15 protein-coding genes and 3 tRNA genes are annotated in these 16,316 nt (G+C 63.3%); all 18 read left to right on the top strand.

Annotated features, from left to right (window positions below):
• Nucleotides 1-51: 51 nt before the first annotated feature.
• Nucleotides 52-492: a preprotein translocase subunit SecG gene (gene secG / locus AB9O74_RS00090; protein ID WP_346478101.1), complete on the top strand. Its 441-nt coding sequence runs from the start codon at nucleotides 52-54 to the stop codon at nucleotides 490-492.
• 49 nt (nucleotides 493-541) lie between these two features.
• A tRNA-Leu gene (locus AB9O74_RS00085) sits at nucleotides 542-626 on the top strand.
• A gap of 112 nt (nucleotides 627-738) precedes the next feature.
• Nucleotides 739-1,095 carry an NADH-quinone oxidoreductase subunit A gene (locus AB9O74_RS00080; RefSeq protein WP_026069699.1) on the top strand — a complete coding sequence of 119 codons (357 nt, stop codon included), beginning with the start codon at nucleotides 739-741 and terminating at the stop codon, nucleotides 1,093-1,095.
• On the top strand, nucleotides 1,086-1,640 hold the full coding sequence (locus AB9O74_RS00075) for an NADH-quinone oxidoreductase subunit B family protein (protein ID WP_019182677.1): 555 nt from the start codon (nucleotides 1,086-1,088) through the stop codon (nucleotides 1,638-1,640). Before AB9O74_RS00080 ends, AB9O74_RS00075 begins: the two co-directional genes overlap by 10 nt.
• A 32-nt stretch (nucleotides 1,641-1,672) precedes the next feature.
• Complete coding sequence (locus AB9O74_RS00070; RefSeq protein WP_346478102.1) at nucleotides 1,673-2,425, top strand: NADH-quinone oxidoreductase subunit C; 753 nt, start codon at nucleotides 1,673-1,675, stop codon at nucleotides 2,423-2,425.
• On the top strand, nucleotides 2,422-3,729 hold the full coding sequence (locus AB9O74_RS00065; RefSeq protein WP_346489752.1) for an NADH-quinone oxidoreductase subunit D: 1,308 nt from the start codon (nucleotides 2,422-2,424) through the stop codon (nucleotides 3,727-3,729). The genes AB9O74_RS00070 and AB9O74_RS00065 overlap by 4 nt, the downstream gene beginning before the upstream one ends.
• 94 nt (nucleotides 3,730-3,823) lie before the next feature.
• Nucleotides 3,824-4,351 (top strand): NADH-quinone oxidoreductase subunit NuoE, encoded by a 528-nt coding sequence (nuoE, locus tag AB9O74_RS00060; RefSeq protein WP_121038421.1) that lies wholly within the window; start codon nucleotides 3,824-3,826, stop codon nucleotides 4,349-4,351.
• Between the two features lie 3 nt (nucleotides 4,352-4,354).
• On the top strand, nucleotides 4,355-5,695 hold the full coding sequence (gene nuoF / locus AB9O74_RS00055) for an NADH-quinone oxidoreductase subunit NuoF (RefSeq protein WP_123730636.1): 1,341 nt from the start codon (nucleotides 4,355-4,357) through the stop codon (nucleotides 5,693-5,695).
• A complete protein-coding gene (gene nuoG, locus AB9O74_RS00050) occupies nucleotides 5,692-7,926 on the top strand; it encodes an NADH-quinone oxidoreductase subunit NuoG (RefSeq protein WP_369348015.1) in 2,235 nt (744 codons plus the stop codon). Before nuoF ends, nuoG begins: the two co-directional genes overlap by 4 nt.
• Nucleotides 7,923-9,014, top strand: coding sequence for an NADH-quinone oxidoreductase subunit NuoH (gene nuoH, locus AB9O74_RS00045; protein WP_121038412.1), 1,092 nt, complete (start codon nucleotides 7,923-7,925; stop codon nucleotides 9,012-9,014). The genes nuoG and nuoH overlap by 4 nt, the downstream gene beginning before the upstream one ends.
• Nucleotides 9,015-9,017: 3 nt before the next feature.
• Nucleotides 9,018-9,506 carry an NADH-quinone oxidoreductase subunit NuoI gene (nuoI, locus tag AB9O74_RS00040; RefSeq protein WP_121038409.1) on the top strand — a complete coding sequence of 163 codons (489 nt, stop codon included), beginning with the start codon at nucleotides 9,018-9,020 and terminating at the stop codon, nucleotides 9,504-9,506.
• A 9-nt stretch (nucleotides 9,507-9,515) separates the two neighbouring features.
• Complete coding sequence (locus AB9O74_RS00035; protein ID WP_346478105.1) at nucleotides 9,516-10,172, top strand: NADH-quinone oxidoreductase subunit J; 657 nt, start codon at nucleotides 9,516-9,518, stop codon at nucleotides 10,170-10,172.
• Entirely contained in the window at nucleotides 10,169-10,474 is a 306-nt protein-coding gene (gene nuoK, locus AB9O74_RS00030; protein WP_019182685.1) for an NADH-quinone oxidoreductase subunit NuoK, read from the top strand. The genes AB9O74_RS00035 and nuoK overlap by 4 nt, the downstream gene beginning before the upstream one ends.
• Before the next feature lie 7 nt (nucleotides 10,475-10,481).
• A complete protein-coding gene (gene nuoL / locus AB9O74_RS00025; RefSeq protein ID WP_369348014.1) occupies nucleotides 10,482-12,668 on the top strand; it encodes an NADH-quinone oxidoreductase subunit L in 2,187 nt (728 codons plus the stop codon).
• Nucleotides 12,669-12,691: 23 nt separating this feature from the next.
• Nucleotides 12,692-14,200 (top strand): NADH-quinone oxidoreductase subunit M, encoded by a 1,509-nt coding sequence (locus AB9O74_RS00020; RefSeq protein ID WP_019182687.1) that lies wholly within the window; start codon nucleotides 12,692-12,694, stop codon nucleotides 14,198-14,200.
• A gap of 36 nt (nucleotides 14,201-14,236) precedes the next feature.
• On the top strand, nucleotides 14,237-15,697 hold the full coding sequence (gene nuoN, locus AB9O74_RS00015) for an NADH-quinone oxidoreductase subunit NuoN (RefSeq protein ID WP_176989302.1): 1,461 nt from the start codon (nucleotides 14,237-14,239) through the stop codon (nucleotides 15,695-15,697).
• A 126-nt stretch (nucleotides 15,698-15,823) separates the two neighbouring features.
• Nucleotides 15,824-15,900 (top strand) — tRNA-Met (locus AB9O74_RS00010).
• 217 nt (nucleotides 15,901-16,117) lie between these two features.
• Nucleotides 16,118-16,194: transfer RNA gene (locus AB9O74_RS00005), tRNA-Met, on the top strand.
• Nucleotides 16,195-16,316: the final 122 nt, after the last annotated feature.

The following is a 16,316-nucleotide window of genomic DNA, read 5'->3' as shown; positions in this document are numbered from 1 at the left end:
TAATGTTGCCGGCCCAACCGCCGGCACGACATGTCCGAGGACGGATTCGAAATGCTGATGTTGATCCTCAATGTGGTCTACGTGCTGGTCGCAGTGGCCATGATCGCGCTCATCCTGATGCAGCGTGGTTCCGGCGCGGCTGCAGGGTCGGGTTTCGGTGCCGGCGCCTCGGGTACCGTGTTCGGCGCGCGTGGCGCGTCCAACTTCCTGTCCAAATCGACCAAGTGGCTGGCCGTGGTGTTCTTCGGCATCAGCCTCTTCATGGCCTGGTACGCCAGCCATGGCTCGCGCCCGGCGGCGCAGCAGGACCTGGGTCTGATGTCGGCTCCGGCCGCATCCGCGCCGGCCGCACCGGCAGGCGAGCTTCCGGCCGTGCCGAAAGCCCCGGAAACCCCGGTCCAGCAGCCTGTTCCGTCGGCCACTGTGCCGGCTCAGGCGGAAACTCCGAAATCTGGTGAAGAAAAGCCTTCGGAAGGCACCCAGACTCGCTGAAGACGGTTACAATATGCGGCGCACTGGAGAACAACCGGTGCGATCGTAAGCCCAGGTGGCGGAATTGGTAGACGCACTACCTTGAGGTGGTAGCGACGAGAGTCGTAGGGGTTCGAGTCCCCTCTTGGGCACCATTTGTTTGTAAGCGGGTTCGTCTGGCGCGCAAAGCGCCAGGTAGCGGTATCCGTCCACTCCCCCATGCCAAAGCGCCTGCAGGCGCAGCGGCAGAGGCAAGAGAGAATCGCTGTGCTGGCCGAATATTTGCCGTCTCTGCTGTTTCTGATCGTTGCCACTGGTATCGGCGTTGCGCTGATGCTGGTTGGCCGATTCCTCGGTCCCCGACGTCCTGATCTGAAAAAGCTCTCGCCGTACGAATGCGGCTTCGAGGCTTTCGAGGACGCGCGCATGAAGTTCGATGTGCGCTACTACCTGATCGCGATTCAGTTCATCGTATTTGATCTGGAAATCATCTTCATCGTGCCGTGGACCCAGGTCTTCATGGAACTGGGCGCACGTTCGCTGGTCACGATGGGCCTCTTCGTAGGCATGCTTTTCCTCGGTTTCATTTACGTCTGGAAGAAGGGAGCGCTGGAATGGGAGTAATTCAGACGCTCGACGGCCTGATGAACAACCCGGTCCCGGAAGGGCGGGTCGATGACATCCTGCGCCCCGAAGGCGACAACCCCCTGCTCGAAAAGGGCTACGTGACCACCAGCGTCGATGCGCTGTTGAATTGGGCGCGTACCGGTTCGATGTGGCCGATGACCTTTGGTCTGGCCTGCTGCGCAGTGGAAATGATGCACGCCGGCGCGGCGCGCCTGGACCTTGACCGCTACGGTGTGGTGTTCCGCCCGTCGCCGCGTCAGTCCGACGTGATGATCGTGGCCGGCACCCTGGTCAACAAGATGGCTCCGGCCCTGCGCAAGGTCTATGACCAGATGCCGGACCCGAAGTGGGTCATCTCGATGGGCAGCTGCGCCAACGGTGGCGGCTACTACCACTACTCGTATGCAGTAGTGCGTGGCTGTGACCGCGTCGTGCCGGTGGACATCTATGTCCCCGGCTGCCCACCTACCGCCGAAGCGCTGGTGTACGGGATCCTGCAATTGCAGAAGAAGATCTGGCGTACGCAGACCATCGCCCGCTGACATCCCTCCTGACAAGAGCACGCCAAGCCCCCATGGCAGAGCAAGCACCTTCCTTCATCGACCGACTTTCCGCACGTTTCGCAGGTGCGCAGGTCTTCGTGGTCGAACCCCGCGGCGAAGTGACGCTGGAAGTGCCCGCCGCTGACTGGCATGCCACCGCTCTGGCGCTGCGCGACGAATTCGGTTTCGAGCAGGCGGTTGACCTGTGCGGCCTGGATTACCTCGGCTATGGCAGCGACGAATGGGATACGGCCGACGTGTCGTCCCAGGGCTTCAGCCGTGGCGTCGAGGGCAAGTCCGTCGGTCGTTTCGCCTGGGGTGAATTCCCCACCCGCGAAACCAGCGATGGCGCCCAGCCGCAGCCGATCCCGCTGCAGCGTTTCGCCGTGGTCACCCAGCTGCGTTCCTACCAGCACAACCTCACGATGCGCATCCGTTGCTTTGCGCCGAACGAGGAACTGCCGGTGGTCGCGTCGTTGACCAACATTTGGCCGGGCCTGAACTGGTTCGAGCGCGAAGCGTTCGATCTGTTCGGCGTGATCTTCGAAGGCCACCCGGACCTGCGCCGGATCCTGACCGACTACGGTTTCGTCGGGCATCCGTTCCGCAAGGATTTCCCGCTGATCGGCAACGTTGAAGTGCGTTACGACGAAGAGAAGCAGCGCGTGATCTACGAGCCGGTGACCTCGGTCGAGCCGCGCGTCGGCGTGCCGCGTGTCATCCGTGACGACGCCCGTTTCCAGACCGCTGCCGGTGAATCCGCGCAGTCGGAGGCAAGCAAGTGAGCGAATTCACCCAGGCCCACCAGGCCTTTGCGAGCAACCCGGCGGAACTGCGCCAGGAAATCCGCAACTACACCATGAACTTCGGTCCCCAGCATCCGGCCGCGCACGGTGTGCTGCGCCTGATCCTGGAAATGGACGGCGAAACCATCATGCGTGCCGACCCGCACGTGGGTCTGCTGCACCGGGGTACCGAAAAGCTGGCCGAGTCCAAGCCGTTCAACCAGTCGATCGGCTACATGGATCGCCTGGATTACGTGTCGATGATGTGCAACGAGCACGCCTACGTGCGCGCGATCGAGACCCTGATGGGAATCGAGGCGCCGGAGCGTGCGCAGTACATCCGCACCATGTTCGACGAAATCACCCGCATCCTGAATCACCTGATGTGGCTGGGTTCCAACGCGCTCGATCTGGGCGCGATGGCGGTCATGCTGTACGCCTTCCGCGAACGCGAAGAGCTGATGGACTGCTACGAAGCGGTCTCCGGCGCACGCATGCACGCGGCGTATTACCGTCCGGGCGGCGTCTACCGCGACCTGCCGGACCACATGCCGAAGTACAAGGAATCGCGCTGGCACAAGGGCAAGGCCCTGAAGAACCTCAACGCCTCGCGCGAAGGTTCGCTGCTGGACTTCCTGGAGAACTTCACCGTCGAGTTCCCCAAGCGCGTCGACGAATACGAAACCCTGCTCACCGACAACCGTATCTGGAAGCAGCGTACGGTCGGCATCGGCGTGGTCACCCCGGAACTGGCCCATGCGTGGGGCATGACCGGCGTGATGCTGCGCGGCTCGGGCGTTGCCTGGGATCTGCGCAAGAAGCAGCCGTATGCCAAGTACGACGCGGTCGAGTTCGACATCCCGCTCGGCAAGGAGGGTGACTGCTACGACCGTTACCTGTGCCGCGTGGCCGAGATGCGCGAATCCAACCGCATCATCAAGCAGTGCGTCACCTGGCTGAAGGCCAACCCGGGCCCGGTCATGGTCAAGAACTTCAAGGTCGCGCCGCCCAGCCGCGAAGACATGAAGGACGACATGGAAGCGCTGATCCATCACTTCAAGCTGTTCAGTGAAGGCTACTGCGTCCCGGCCGGTGAAACCTACGCCGCCGTCGAAGCGCCCAAGGGCGAGTTCGGCTGCTACCTGATGTCCGATGGTGCCAACAAGCCGTTCCGCGTGCACCTGCGCGCGCCGGGCTTCGCCCATCTGTCCTCGATCGACTCGATCGTGCGCGGGCACATGCTCGCCGACGTGGTGGCCATGATCGGCACCTACGATCTGGTGTTCGGTGAGGTGGACCGGTGATCGCATCCGCCTGCACGATGCCTGACACCCGCCGGCTGCTGCCGGCGCTGCAGGTTCTGGTTTTTAACGATTTCGTATTCGCTGAGGTCGGCCGATGAAGGCGACAGGTAATTTCGAGGCGGCGCGCGACGTCGACCCGATGGTGGTCTTGAATGACAAGACCCGTGCGCACATCGATCACTGGCTGGCCAAGTTCCCGCCGGATCGCAAGCGTTCGGCTGTCCTGCAGGGCCTGCACGCCGCACAGGAACAGAATGCAGGCTGGCTGACCGACGAGCTGATCGCCGGCGTCGCCAAGTACTTGGATCTGCCGCCGGTGTGGGCCTACGAGGTCGCCAGCTTCTACTCGATGTTCGAACTGGAGAAGGTCGGCCGCCACAACGTCGCCTTCTGCACCAACATCAGCTGCTGGTTGAACGGTGCCGAAGACCTGGTCGCGCATGCCGAGAAGAAGCTCGGCTGCAAGACCGGTCAGTCCACCGCCGATGGCCGCATCTACCTCAAGCGCGAAGAAGAATGCCTGGCCGGTTGCGCCGGTGCGCCGATGATGGTCATCAATGGCCATTACCACGAGCGCCTGACCGTCGAGAAAGTCGACGAGCTGCTGGACGGGTTGGAGTAAGACATGGCACATCATCACGCACCCAGTGGTCCGGTCGGTCCCGCACCGTTGCCGCACCAGGTGGTCTACACCACCCTGCATTACGACACTCCGTGGTCGTATGAAAGCTACCTCAAGACCGGTGGTTATGCCGCCCTGCGCAAGATCCTCGAAGAGAAGATCTCGCCGGAGCAGGTCATCGAGATGGTCAAGCAGTCCAACCTGCGCGGCCGTGGCGGCGCGGGCTTCCCGACCGGCCTGAAGTGGTCCTTCATGCCTAAGGGCACCATGCAGAAGTACATCCTGTGCAACTCGGATGAATCCGAGCCGGGTACCTGCAAGGACCGCGACATCCTGCGTTACAACCCGCATTCGGTCGTGGAAGGCATGGCGATCGCCTGCTACGCCACCGGCTCGACCGTGGGCTACAACTACCTGCGTGGCGAGTTCCACCACGAGCCGTTCGAAAACTTCGAGCAGGCCCTGGCCGACGCCTACGCGAACGGCTGGCTGGGCAAGGACATCCTCGGCAGCGGCGTGGACATCGACATCTACGGTGCGCTGGGCGCCGGCGCCTACATCTGTGGCGAAGAAACCGCGCTGATGGAGTCGCTGGAAGGCAAGAAAGGCCAGCCGCGCTACAAGCCGCCGTTCCCGGCCAACTTCGGCCTGTACGGCAAGCCGTCGACGATCAACAACACCGAGACCTATGCCTCGGTGCCGGCGATCATCCGCAACGGCCCGGAATGGTTCGCAGGCCTGAGCCTGACCAAGAACGGCGGTCCGAAGATCTTCTCGGTCTCCGGTTGCGTGCAGAAGGGCGGCAACTTCGAAGTGCCGCTGGGCACCACCTTCGACGACCTGCTGGAAATGGCCGGTGGCCTGAAGCCGGGCCGCACGCTCAAGGGCGCGGTCCCGGGCGGCGTCTCGATGCCGGTGCTGAAGGCCGAAGAGCTCAAGGGCCTGCAGATGGACTACGACACCCTGCGTGCCCTGGGCACCGGTCTGGGGTCGGGCGCCATCGTGGTGCTGGATGACAGCGTCTGCTGCGTCAAGTTCGCCTGCCGCATCTCGCAGTTCTTCCACAAGGAATCCTGTGGGCAGTGCACCCCGTGCCGTGAAGGCACCGGCTGGATGCACCGCGTGCTGGAGCGCATCGTCGCCGGCAAGGCCACGATGGAAGACCTGCATCAGTTGAAGACGGTGGCCGGCCAGATTGAAGGCCACACCATCTGCGCGTTCGGTGAAGCGGCGGCATGGCCCATCCAGGGCTTCCTGCGCCAGTTCTGGGACGAATTCGAGTACTACATCGTCAACGGTCATTCGATGGTTGACGGCAAGAAGGTGGAGGCAGCCGCCGCATGAGCGCGCAACCCGTAAACCCGAGCGTGCCACCGGATCATGTGACCGTCGAAATCGACGGCCAGTCCCTGGTCGTGCCCAAGGGCTCGATGATCATCCAGGCCGCCGACAAGGCCGGCATTCCGATCCCGCGCTTCTGCTACCACGAGAAGCTGCCGATCGCCGCGAACTGCCGCATGTGCCTGGTCGACGTGGAAAAGTCGCCCAAGCCGGCGCCGGCCTGCGCCACGCCGGTCATGGATGGCATGAAGGTCGCTACCCGCAGTGAGAAGGCGCTGAAGTTCCAGCGCTCGGTGATGGAATTCCTGCTGATCAACCATCCGCTGGACTGCCCGATCTGCGATCAGGGCGGCGAGTGCGAGCTGCAGGACGTTTCGCTGGGCTATGGCCGTTCGGTCAGCCGCTTCAACGAGCGCAAGCGCGTGGTGCCCGACGAGGACATCGGTCCGCTGGTCGCCACCGAAATGACCCGCTGCATCCAGTGCACCCGCTGCGTCCGCTTCACCGCCGACGTTGCCGGTACCTATGAACTGGGTGGCATGTATCGCGGTGAGAACCTGCAGATCGGTACCTATGACGGCAAGCCGTTGACCACCGAGCTGTCCGGCAACGTCGTCGACGTCTGCCCGGTCGGCGCGCTGACCAACAAGGTGTTCCAGTTCCGCGCCCGTCCGTGGGAACTGACCGCACGCGAGTCGCTGGGCTACCACGACGCGATGGGCTCGAACCTGTTCCTGCACGTGCGTCGCGGCGAAGTGCTGCGCGTGGTGCCGCGCGACAACGAGTCGGTCAACGAATGCTGGCTGTCCGATCGCGACCGCTATTCGCACCAGGGCCTGTACAGCGAAGACCGTGCGGTCAAGCCGCTGCGCAAGGTCAATGGCGAGTGGAAGGAAGTGAGCTGGGCCGAAGGCTTGGCCGCCGCCAAGGAAATCTTCGCCGCCCACCAGGGTGACGACCTCGGCGTGCTGGTGCACCCGTCGGCCTCGAACGAGGAGGGCGCACTGCTGGCCCGTCTCGCGACCGGCCTGGGCACCCCTCACATCGATCACCGCATCAACAACCGCGATTTCTCCGACGCCGCCACCGCCGAAGTCTTCGGCCTGCCGCTGGCCGAGATCGAAGGCGCGGACAGCATCGTCGTGCTCGGCAGCAACATCCGCCACGAGCTGCCGCTGCTGCATGCCCGCCTGCGCAAGGCGCAGACCACGCGCAACGCGAAGATTCACGCCGTCAATCCGGTGGACTTCGATTTCGCTTTCAAGCTGGCCAGCAAGCAGATCGTCGCCCCGTCGGCCTTCATCGACGCACTGGGCAACGCCGAGCTGCGCGACGCCGTGAAGGGCGCGAGCAACGCCGTGCTGATCGTCGGTGGCATCGCCGAAAACCACCCGCAGGCCGCCGCGATCCGCGCCGCTGCGCGTGATTTCGCTGCCGCGACCGGTGCCAAGCTGTGCCGCATCCCGCAGGGCGCCAATGCAGTGGGCCTGACCCGCGCCGGCGTGCTGCCGGCCGGCAAGGACGTCAACGCCATGCTGGCCCAGCCGCGCAAGGCCTATGCCATCTACGGCATCGAGCCGGGCCTGGATTTCGCCGACGCCGCTGCTGCCCGCAAGGCGCTGGCCGGTGCCCAGGTGGTGGCTTTCAGCCAGTTCGCCTGTGCCTCGACCCGCGACGTCGCCGACGTGATCCTGCCGATCGGCGCACTGCCGGAAGTGGATGCCACCCTGACCAACCTCGATGGTCGCGAGCAGTCGGCCCGTGCCGGCGGCAAGCTGCCGGGCGAGGCGCGTGAAGGCTGGCGCGTGCTGCGTGCACTGGGCGGCGAGATGTCGCTGGCCGGTTTCGAGTTCACCGACCTGGCCGGCCTGCGCGCCAGCCTGGCCCCGGTCAGCGTCAACGTCTCGTCCTCGGCGGCAACGCCGGTAGCGGGCGAGGGCCTGGAAGTGACCTCGACCGCCGCGATCTACCGCACCGATGCGGTGGTCCGTCGCGCCCAGGCGCTGCAGTCGCATCCGCTCAACAACGCCCCGCGCATCGTGCTCAACGCCGACGACGCCGCCCGCCTGCAGTTGGTGGAAGGCCAGATGGCCAAGGTCGGCACCGATGCCGGCCGTGCCACCTTGCCGGTGGTGGTCGACGCCCGCGTTGCCGCAGGGTCGGTCTGGATTGAATCGGGCCACGGTGCAACCGCACCGCTGGGTGCCGCACGCGTAACGGTGGTGGCTGCATGAACGAATTGCTGTTGAACGCGGTCGACCCGCTGCACCAGTGGCTGCTGTCACTGGGCGACATCGGCGCGCTGCTCTGGATCATCCTGAAGATCCTGGTGATCGCCATGCCGGTGATCATCTCGGTGGCCTTCTACGTGGTCTGGGAGCGCAAGCTGATCGGCTGGATGCACGTGCGTCATGGCCCGATGTATGTCGGCATGGGCATCTTCCAGGCCTTCGCCGACGTCTTCAAACTGCTGTTCAAGGAAATCATCCAGCCGAGCAGCTCGCACAAGGCGATGTTCATCCTGGCGCCGCTGATCACGCTGGGCCCGGCCTTCGCTGCCTGGTCGGTGATTCCCTTCGACGCGCAGATCGTGCTGTCCAACGCCAACGCCGGCCTGCTGTACCTGCTGGCGATGACCTCGCTGGGCGTGTACGGCATCATCCTGGCGGGTTGGGCCTCCAACTCGAAGTACGCGTTCCTCGGTGCCATGCGCGCCTCGGCGCAGATGATCAGCTACGAAATCGCGATGGGCTTTGCCCTGGTCGGCGTCATGATCGCCTCGGGCAGCCTCAACCTGAGCAGCATCGTGATGGCGCAGGCGGGCAATTCCGGTCTGTTCGACTGGTTCCTGCTGCCGCTGTTCCCGCTCTTCATCGTGTACTGGGTGTCCGGCGTCGCCGAAACCAACCGCGCGCCGTTCGACGTCGTGGAAGGTGAATCGGAAATCGTTGCCGGCCACATGGTCGAATACTCCGGTGGTGCGTTCGCGCTGTTCTTCCTGGCCGAATACGCGAACATGATCCTGATCAGCTTCCTGATCTCGATCTTCTTCCTCGGTGGTTGGCTGAGCCCGCTCCAGGGCTGGATCACGGCAGACATCTCGCCGTGGATCGACTGGATCTGGAAGGGCGGCTGGCCGTGGCTGCTGCTGAAGGTCTTCTTCTTCGCCAGCTCCTACATCTGGTTCCGTGCCAGCTTCCCGCGCTTCCGTTACGACCAGATCATGCGTCTGGGCTGGAAGGTCTTCATCCCGCTCACCATCTTCTGGATTGCAGTGACGGCGTTGATGGTGTTTTACGGCGTGATCCAGAAGGGCGTCTAAGCGATGAACCGAATTACCCATTACTTCAAAAGCCTGCTGCTCCTTGAGCTGCTCGGTGGTCTGTGGCTGACCCTGAAGTACGCCTTCAAGCCGAAGTACACGATGATGTACCCGATGGAGAAGTTCCCGCAGTCGCCGCGTTTCCGCGGTCTGCATGCACTTCGCCGCTACCCCAACGGTGAGGAACGCTGCATCGCATGCAAATTGTGCGAAGCGGTGTGCCCGGCGCTGGCGATCACCATCGATTCGGCCAAGCGCGAGGACGGCACCCGCCGTACCACCCGTTACGACATCGATCTGTTCAAGTGCATCTTCTGCGGCTTCTGTGAAGAAAGCTGCCCGGTGGACTCGATCGTCGAGACCCACATTCTCGAGTACCACTTCGAGAACCGTGGCGAGAACATCGTTACCAAGCCGCAGCTGCTGGCCATCGGTGATCGGCTTGAAGCCGAGATCGCCGAGCGTCGCGCCGCCGATGCCGCTTTCCGCTGAGGTCGAATGATGGATTGGGTAAATATCAGTTTCTGGGTCTTCTCCATCGTGGCGGGCATTTCCGCCGCGGCGGTGATCAGCGTGCGCAATCCGGTCTATGCCGTGTTGTGCCTGATCCTGACCTTCTTCTCCGTGGCCTGCATCTGGATCCTGGTCGGGGCCGAGTTCCTCGGTGTCGCGCTGGTGCTGGTCTACGTCGGCGCGGTCATGGTGCTGTTCCTGTTCGTGGTGATGATGCTGGACATCGATCCCTCCAACCTGCGTGAGGGCTGGGTGCGTTATCTGCCGCTCGGCCTGGTGGTGGCGGTGACGATGCTCGTGCAGATGCTGGTGCTGATCGGCGTGAAGGGCAGGGCGGTCAATCCGTTCCCGGCCGACAACGCTGCCGCGCTGGCGGCCGACACCTCCAACATCACCTGGCTGGCCCGCAGCCTGTTCACCGAATACCTGCTGCCGTTCGAGTTCGCCGCCGTCATCCTGACCGTGGCCGTGGTTGCTGCCGTGATGCTGACCCTGCGTCGCCGCACCGGCCTGAAGACCCAGAACCCGTCCGAGCAGACCATGGTGAAGGCACACGATCGCCTGCGCGTGGTCAAGATGGACGTCGAGAAGCCGGTCGTGCACACCAACATCAAGCCGTCCAGCAACGAGGAGGCGCAGCCATGATCACTCTTGGCCACATTCTGGCGCTGGGCGCGGTGCTGTTCTGCATCAGCCTCGCCGGCATCTTCCTCAACCGCAAGAACATCATCGTGCTGTTGATGTCCATCGAGTTGATGCTGCTGTCGGTCAACATCAATTTCGTCGGGTTCTCGCGTGAGATGGGTGATACGGCCGGACAGCTGTTCGTCTTCTTCATCCTGACCGTGGCCGCGGCCGAGGCCGCCATCGGCCTCGCGATCCTGGTAACCCTGTTCCGTACTCGCCGCACCATCAATGTCGGCGAAGTCGATTCGCTGAAGGGCTGATCCGTAGATGGAAATCACTCTCTCCAAGAGTCTGTTGATCGCAGTGGTGCTCGCACCGCTGTTCGGCAGCATCATCGCCGGCCTGTTCGGTCGTCAGGTCGGTCGCGCTGGCGCGCAGGCGGTCACCATCCTCGGCGTGGCGGTCAGCTGCGTGCTGTCCAGCTACGTGCTGTACATGCTGCTGTGGGGCGGCGCCCAGCCGTTCAACCAGAACATCTATACGTTCTTCGAAGTGGGCCAGTACTCGGCGCACGTCGGCTTCATGGTCGACAAGCTGACCGCGATGATGATGGTCGTGGTGACCTTCGTGTCCTTCCTGGTGCACGTGTACACCATCGGCTACATGCAGGATGACCCGGGCTACCAGCGGTTCTTCAGCTACATCTCGCTGTTCACCTTCTCGATGCTCACCCTGGTGATGAGCAACAACTTCCTGCAGCTGTTCTTCGGCTGGGAAGCGGTGGGCCTCGTCTCGTACCTGCTGATCGGCTTCTGGTTCAAGCGCCCGACCGCCATCTTCGCCAACATGAAGGCCTTCCTGGTCAACCGTGTCGGTGACTTCGGCTTCATCCTCGGCATCGCCGGCGTGTTGTGGGTGTTCGGCACCCTCGATTACGCCACCGTGTTCGCCAATGCCCAGGTGCTGGGCCACCCGGATGCGGTGATCCAGATCTGGTCGGGCACGATCGACCTGTTCGGCACCTCCATCCCGGTGATGAGCGAGCCGGTGATCTGGTCGGTCGCCACCGTGATCTGCATCTGCCTGTTCATTGGTGCGATGGGCAAGTCGGCCCAGGTGCCGCTGCACGTCTGGCTGCCGGACTCGATGGAAGGCCCGACCCCGATCTCGGCGCTGATCCACGCGGCGACCATGGTCACCGCGGGCATCTTCATGGTCACACGCATGTCGCCGCTGTTCGAGCTGTCGCAGACCGCGCTGAACTTCGTGCTGTTCATCGGTGCCACCACCGCGTTCTTCACTGGCCTGATCGGCATCGTGCAGAACGACATCAAGCGCGTCGTCGCGTACTCCACGCTGTCCCAGCTGGGTTACATGACCGTCGCCCTGGGCGTGTCCGCATACTCGGCGGCCGTGTTCCACCTGATGACCCACGCCTTCTTCAAGGCGCTGCTGTTCCTCGGCGCGGGCTCGGTGATCATCGCCATGCACCACGAGCAGGACATGCGGAAGATGGGCGGCCTGCGCAAGTACATGCCGATCACCTTCGTCACCATGTGGATCGGTACGCTGGCCCTGGTCGGTACGCCGTTCTTCTCCGGCTTCTACTCCAAGGACACCATCATCGAGGCTGCGCAGCACCACGCGCATGTGTCCTCTAGCTGGGTGGCGACCTACGGGTACTGGGCGGTGCTGGGTGGCGTGGTCGTGACCAGCTTCTACAGCTTCCGTCTGCTGTTCCTGACCTTCCATGGCAAGGAACGCTTCCGCGACGCGCATGATGATCATGGTCATGACGATCACCACGCCGCCGACGCGCATGCAGCCGATGCCCACCATGGCGACGCGCATCATGACGATCATGGCCACGGCCATGGCGCGCATGAGCCGCACGAAACCCCGTGGGTGGTGACGCTGCCGCTGATCCTGCTGGCGATCCCCTCGATGGTCATCGGTTTCTTCAGCATCGGTCCGATGCTGTACGGCACCGACTGGGCCGGCCACCACGCCGAGACCGCCATTCCGGGCCAGGCACATTCGTTCTTCACCGGCATCGTCGACTTCTACGTCCCGGCGCGTGACACCATCGGTGCGCTGGCCGAAGAGTTCCACGGCCCGGTTGCCTTCGCGATCCACGGCATGATGGCCCCGGCCTTCATCCTGACGGTGGTGGGCTTCCTGCTGGCGGCGCTGTTCTACCTGTGGAAGCCGGAACTGGCCGGCAAGGCCCGCAAGACCTTCGCGCCGATCGTGTCGGTGCTGGAGAACAAGTACGGCTTCGACAAGCTCTGGATCGGCGGTTTCGCCGGCGGCGGTATCAAGCTCGGCAAGGTTTCGCGCGCGATCGACACGAATGTGGTCGATGGTGTGGTGGTCAACGGTTCGGCGCGCCTGATCGATCTGGCGGCCAACCTGCTGCGTCGCACCCAATCCGGTTTCCTCTATCACTACGCCTTCGCGATGATCATCGGCCTGATTGCCCTCCTGGGCGTCCTGATGCATTACCTGCGTTGATGACCTGTACGGAATAAGAAGACGTGTCGAACTGGCCCCTACTTAGTGTTCTCATCTGGCTGCCGATCATCGGCGGTGCATTGATCCTTGCCATCCGGGATGCCCAAACCGCCCGGTGGGCGTCCCTGGGCGTCGCGGTGCTGACCTTCGTGGCCAGCCTGTCGCTGCTCAGCGGCTATGACACGGGAATCGACGCGCTGCAGTTCGTCGAGACCCGCGCCTGGATCCCCGCCTACGACATCGGCTACAACCTCGGCGTCGACGGCATCGCGATCGCGCTGATCCTGCTGACCACCCTGGTCTCGGTGCTGGCCCTGATCGGTGCCTGGAGCGCGATCGACAAGCGCGTGAACCAGTACGTGGCCGCCTTCCTGATCCTGGAAGGTGTCACCGTCGGTATCTTCTCGGCGACGGACGCGATGTTGTTCTACGTGTTCTTCGAAGCGATGCTGATCCCGATGTTCCTGATCATCGGTGTCTGGGGCGGCCCGCGTCGCATCTACGCCGCGTTGAAGTTCTTCCTGTACACCTTCCTCGGCTCGGTGCTGATGCTGGTGGCCCTGATCTACCTGTACCTGAAGGGCGGCAGCTTCCAGCTGGCCGACCTGTACCAGCTGCAGCTGTCGGGCAAGGAACAGACGTGGATCTTCTTCGCCTTCCTGATCGCCTTCGCGGTCAAGGTGCCGATGTTCCCGGTCCACACCTGGCTGCCGGACGCCCACGTGGAAGCGCCGACCGCCGGTTCGGTGATCCTGGCGGCGATCGCCCTGAAGATCGGTGGCTACGGCTTCCTGCGCTTCAACCTGCCGATCGTGCCGGACGCCTCGCACGAGTGGGCCTGGCTGGTGATCGCGCTGTCGCTGGTGGCAGTGATCTACGTCGGCCTGGTCGCCCTGGTGCAGGACGACATGAAGAAGCTGATCGCCTATTCGTCGATCGCGCACATGGGCTTCGTGACCCTGGGTACCTTCATCGCCATGTGGCTGGTGCGTGACGCCGGCAACCCGGATGCGGCCCGCCTGGGCCTGCAGGGTGCGATGGTGCAGATGGTCTCGCACGGCTTCGTGTCCGGTGCGATGTTCTCCTGCGTCGGCGTGCTCTACGACCGCATGCACAGCCGCCGCATCGCCGATTACGGCGGCGTGGTGAACGTGATGCCCTGGTTCGCCACCTTCGCCATGCTGTTCTTCATGGCCAATGCCGGCCTGCCGGGTACCAGCGGTTTCGTCGGTGAGTTCATGATCATCATGGCCAGCTTCCAGCGCAATCCGTGGCTGGCACTCGGCGCGGCGAGCACCCTGGTGATCACCGCGGCGTATACGCTGTGGCTGTACAAGCGCGTGTTCTTCGGTGAAGTGGCCAATGCCCATGTCGCCGAACTGAAGGACATCAACGGTCGCGAGTGGCTGGTGTTGGGTGTATTCGCCGTGGGCACCCTTGCCCTGGGCCTGTACCCCAAGCCGCTGACCGACCTGATGGAGCCCTCGATCGCGAAGCTGGCGATGCAGATCGCATCCAGCAAGCTGCTGTAATCGGGCCGTCGAGAGTATTGATTCCAGGATTTGATGATGACCACCTCGCCGCTGTTGCCACTGACCGCCGCTGACCTCCCGCCGCTCGCTCCCGAGCTGGTGCTGGTCGGCAGTGCGTTCGCCCTGTTGATGCTTGATCTTTTCATCAGTGAGAAGAACAAGATCTGGACCCACCTGTTCTCGATCGCTGCGCTGGCGGTCGTGTTCTTCATGCTCGCCACCGGAGTGGGCGGGCAGGGCGAGGTCTTCCACGGCATGTTCGTCCGCGACAACGCGGCCGACGTGATGAAGACCGTGATCGTGCTGTGCAGCGGGCTGACCCTGATCTACGGCTGGAGCTACCTGCGCGAGCGCAAGCTCTACCAGGGTGAGATCCCGGTGCTGATCCTGTTCGCCACCGCGGGCATGATGATCCTGGTCTCGGCCGGCAGCCTGCTGATGGTCTACCTGGGCCTGGAACTGCTGGCCCTGTGCTCCTACGCACTGGTCGCCAGCAACCGTGAGAACGGCCTGGCCTCGGAAGCGGCGATGAAGTACATCGTGCTGGGTTCGCTGGCCTCGGGCCTGCTGCTGTACGGCATGTCGCTGATCTACGGCGCCACCGGCTCGCTGCACCTGGACGCCATCAATGCGGCCATCCCGCACACCGAAGAGAAGATGCTGCTGCTGACCGGCGCGGTGTTCATGATCGCCGGCGTGGCCTTCAAGCTCGGTGCGGCTCCGTTCCACATGTGGCTGCCCGACGTCTACCAGGGTGCCCCGGCACCGGTCGCGTTGTTCATCAGCTCGGCCCCGAAGCTGGCTGCGTTCGGCATGGCCTACCGCCTGCTGGAAATGGGCGTGGGTCCGCTGGCCGACGAGTGGAAGTACCTGATCGGTGGCCTGGCCGCACTGTCGCTGGTGATCGGCAACCTGATGGCGATCGCGCAGACCAACCTCAAGCGCATGCTGGCCTTCTCGACCGTCTCGCACATCGGCTTCCTGCTGATGGGCATGGCCGGGGGTGGCGAGCGGGGCTACTCGGCGGCGCTGTTCTACGCCCTGAGCTACGCGATCATGTCCACCGCGGCGTTCGGCGCGATCATCGCCTTGTCGCGCAATGGCTTTGAAGCCGAGAAGATTGAAGACTTCAAGGGCCTCAATGCCCGCAACCCGTGGATGGCCGGCCTGGTGCTGTGCATCATGGCGTCGCTGGCAGGCATCCCGCCGTTCCTGGGCTTCTGGACCAAGCTGGCCGTGCTCGGCGCGGCGATCCAGGGCGACATGCTGTGGCTGGCCATGGTCGGCGTGATCTGCGCCGTGATCGGCTGCTTCTACTACCTGCGCGTCATCAAGGTCATGTACTTCGATGAGCCGGTGGGCGAGCCGCTGCCGGCCAACAACGACCGCGTGCTGGGCGTAGTGCTGGGCGTGAATGCCCTGGCGCTGCTGGCCCTCGGCGTGGCGTGGAACCCGATCATGGTGTGGTGCCAGCAGGCATTTGCACATATTTCGTAAAAAACGATACAAACGTGCGCAACTCGTGTAATATTCATCTCCTGAGTTGTTGATGCAGCGGTTTCGCCAGAACATCGTTGCGGTAGGTGCCCACCTTTGGTTGGCACACAACTCATCCGCTTCTGCTGCGGGGTGGAGCAGTCTGGCAGCTCGTCGGGCTCATAACCCGAAGGTCGCAGGTTCAAATCCTGCCCCCGCTACCATATAGCTCCGGTGCAAACCGGAGGCAGTGGACGAATCAAGCGATACCGGAAACGGTGTCGCTTTTTTCGTTCCAGGGTTCGGCTCGCGCTGGTTGTTTGGCGTTGGCGTTGGCGTTGGCGTTGGCGTTGGCGTTGGCGTTGGCCAATGGCTGCCGCACAGCAAATGTTTCAAAGGGGTTGCACGGGATCTCAAACTCCCTTACAATTCCGCTTCTGCTGCGGGGTGGAGCAGTCTGGCAGCTCGTCGGGCTCATAACCCGAAGGTCGCAGGTTCAAATCCTGCCCCCGCTACCACAGAAAATCTGCAGTGCAGATGCAGTAGACGAAAAGGCGATCTCGGCAACGAGGTCGCTTTTTTCGTTATGGCATCGGCATCGGCATCGGCATCGGCATCGGCATCGGCATCGGCATCGGCA

The organism is Stenotrophomonas sp. JAG2 (genome assembly GCF_041080745.1).
Taxonomy (GTDB): Bacteria; Pseudomonadota; Gammaproteobacteria; order Xanthomonadales; family Xanthomonadaceae; genus Stenotrophomonas; species Stenotrophomonas maltophilia_AA.
This window is presented reverse-complemented; position numbering and strand designations above follow the sequence as displayed.

Coding starts and splice junctions, on each gene's coding strand:
- nuoN (WP_176989302.1), top strand. CDS start 14,237: ATGACCACCTCGCCGCTGTTGCCACTGACCGCCGCTGACCTCCCGCCG.
- nuoE (WP_121038421.1), top strand. CDS start 3,824: ATGAAGGCGACAGGTAATTTCGAGGCGGCGCGCGACGTCGACCCGATG.
- nuoH (WP_121038412.1), top strand. CDS start 7,923: ATGAACGAATTGCTGTTGAACGCGGTCGACCCGCTGCACCAGTGGCTG.
- AB9O74_RS00035 (WP_346478105.1), top strand. CDS start 9,516: ATGGATTGGGTAAATATCAGTTTCTGGGTCTTCTCCATCGTGGCGGGC.
- nuoL (WP_369348014.1), top strand. CDS start 10,482: ATGGAAATCACTCTCTCCAAGAGTCTGTTGATCGCAGTGGTGCTCGCA.
- nuoI (WP_121038409.1), top strand. CDS start 9,018: ATGAACCGAATTACCCATTACTTCAAAAGCCTGCTGCTCCTTGAGCTG.
- AB9O74_RS00070 (WP_346478102.1), top strand. CDS start 1,673: ATGGCAGAGCAAGCACCTTCCTTCATCGACCGACTTTCCGCACGTTTC.
- nuoF (WP_123730636.1), top strand. CDS start 4,355: ATGGCACATCATCACGCACCCAGTGGTCCGGTCGGTCCCGCACCGTTG.
- nuoK (WP_019182685.1), top strand. CDS start 10,169: ATGATCACTCTTGGCCACATTCTGGCGCTGGGCGCGGTGCTGTTCTGC.
- secG (WP_346478101.1), top strand. CDS start 52: ATGCTGATGTTGATCCTCAATGTGGTCTACGTGCTGGTCGCAGTGGCC.
- AB9O74_RS00075 (WP_019182677.1), top strand. CDS start 1,086: ATGGGAGTAATTCAGACGCTCGACGGCCTGATGAACAACCCGGTCCCG.
- nuoG (WP_369348015.1), top strand. CDS start 5,692: ATGAGCGCGCAACCCGTAAACCCGAGCGTGCCACCGGATCATGTGACC.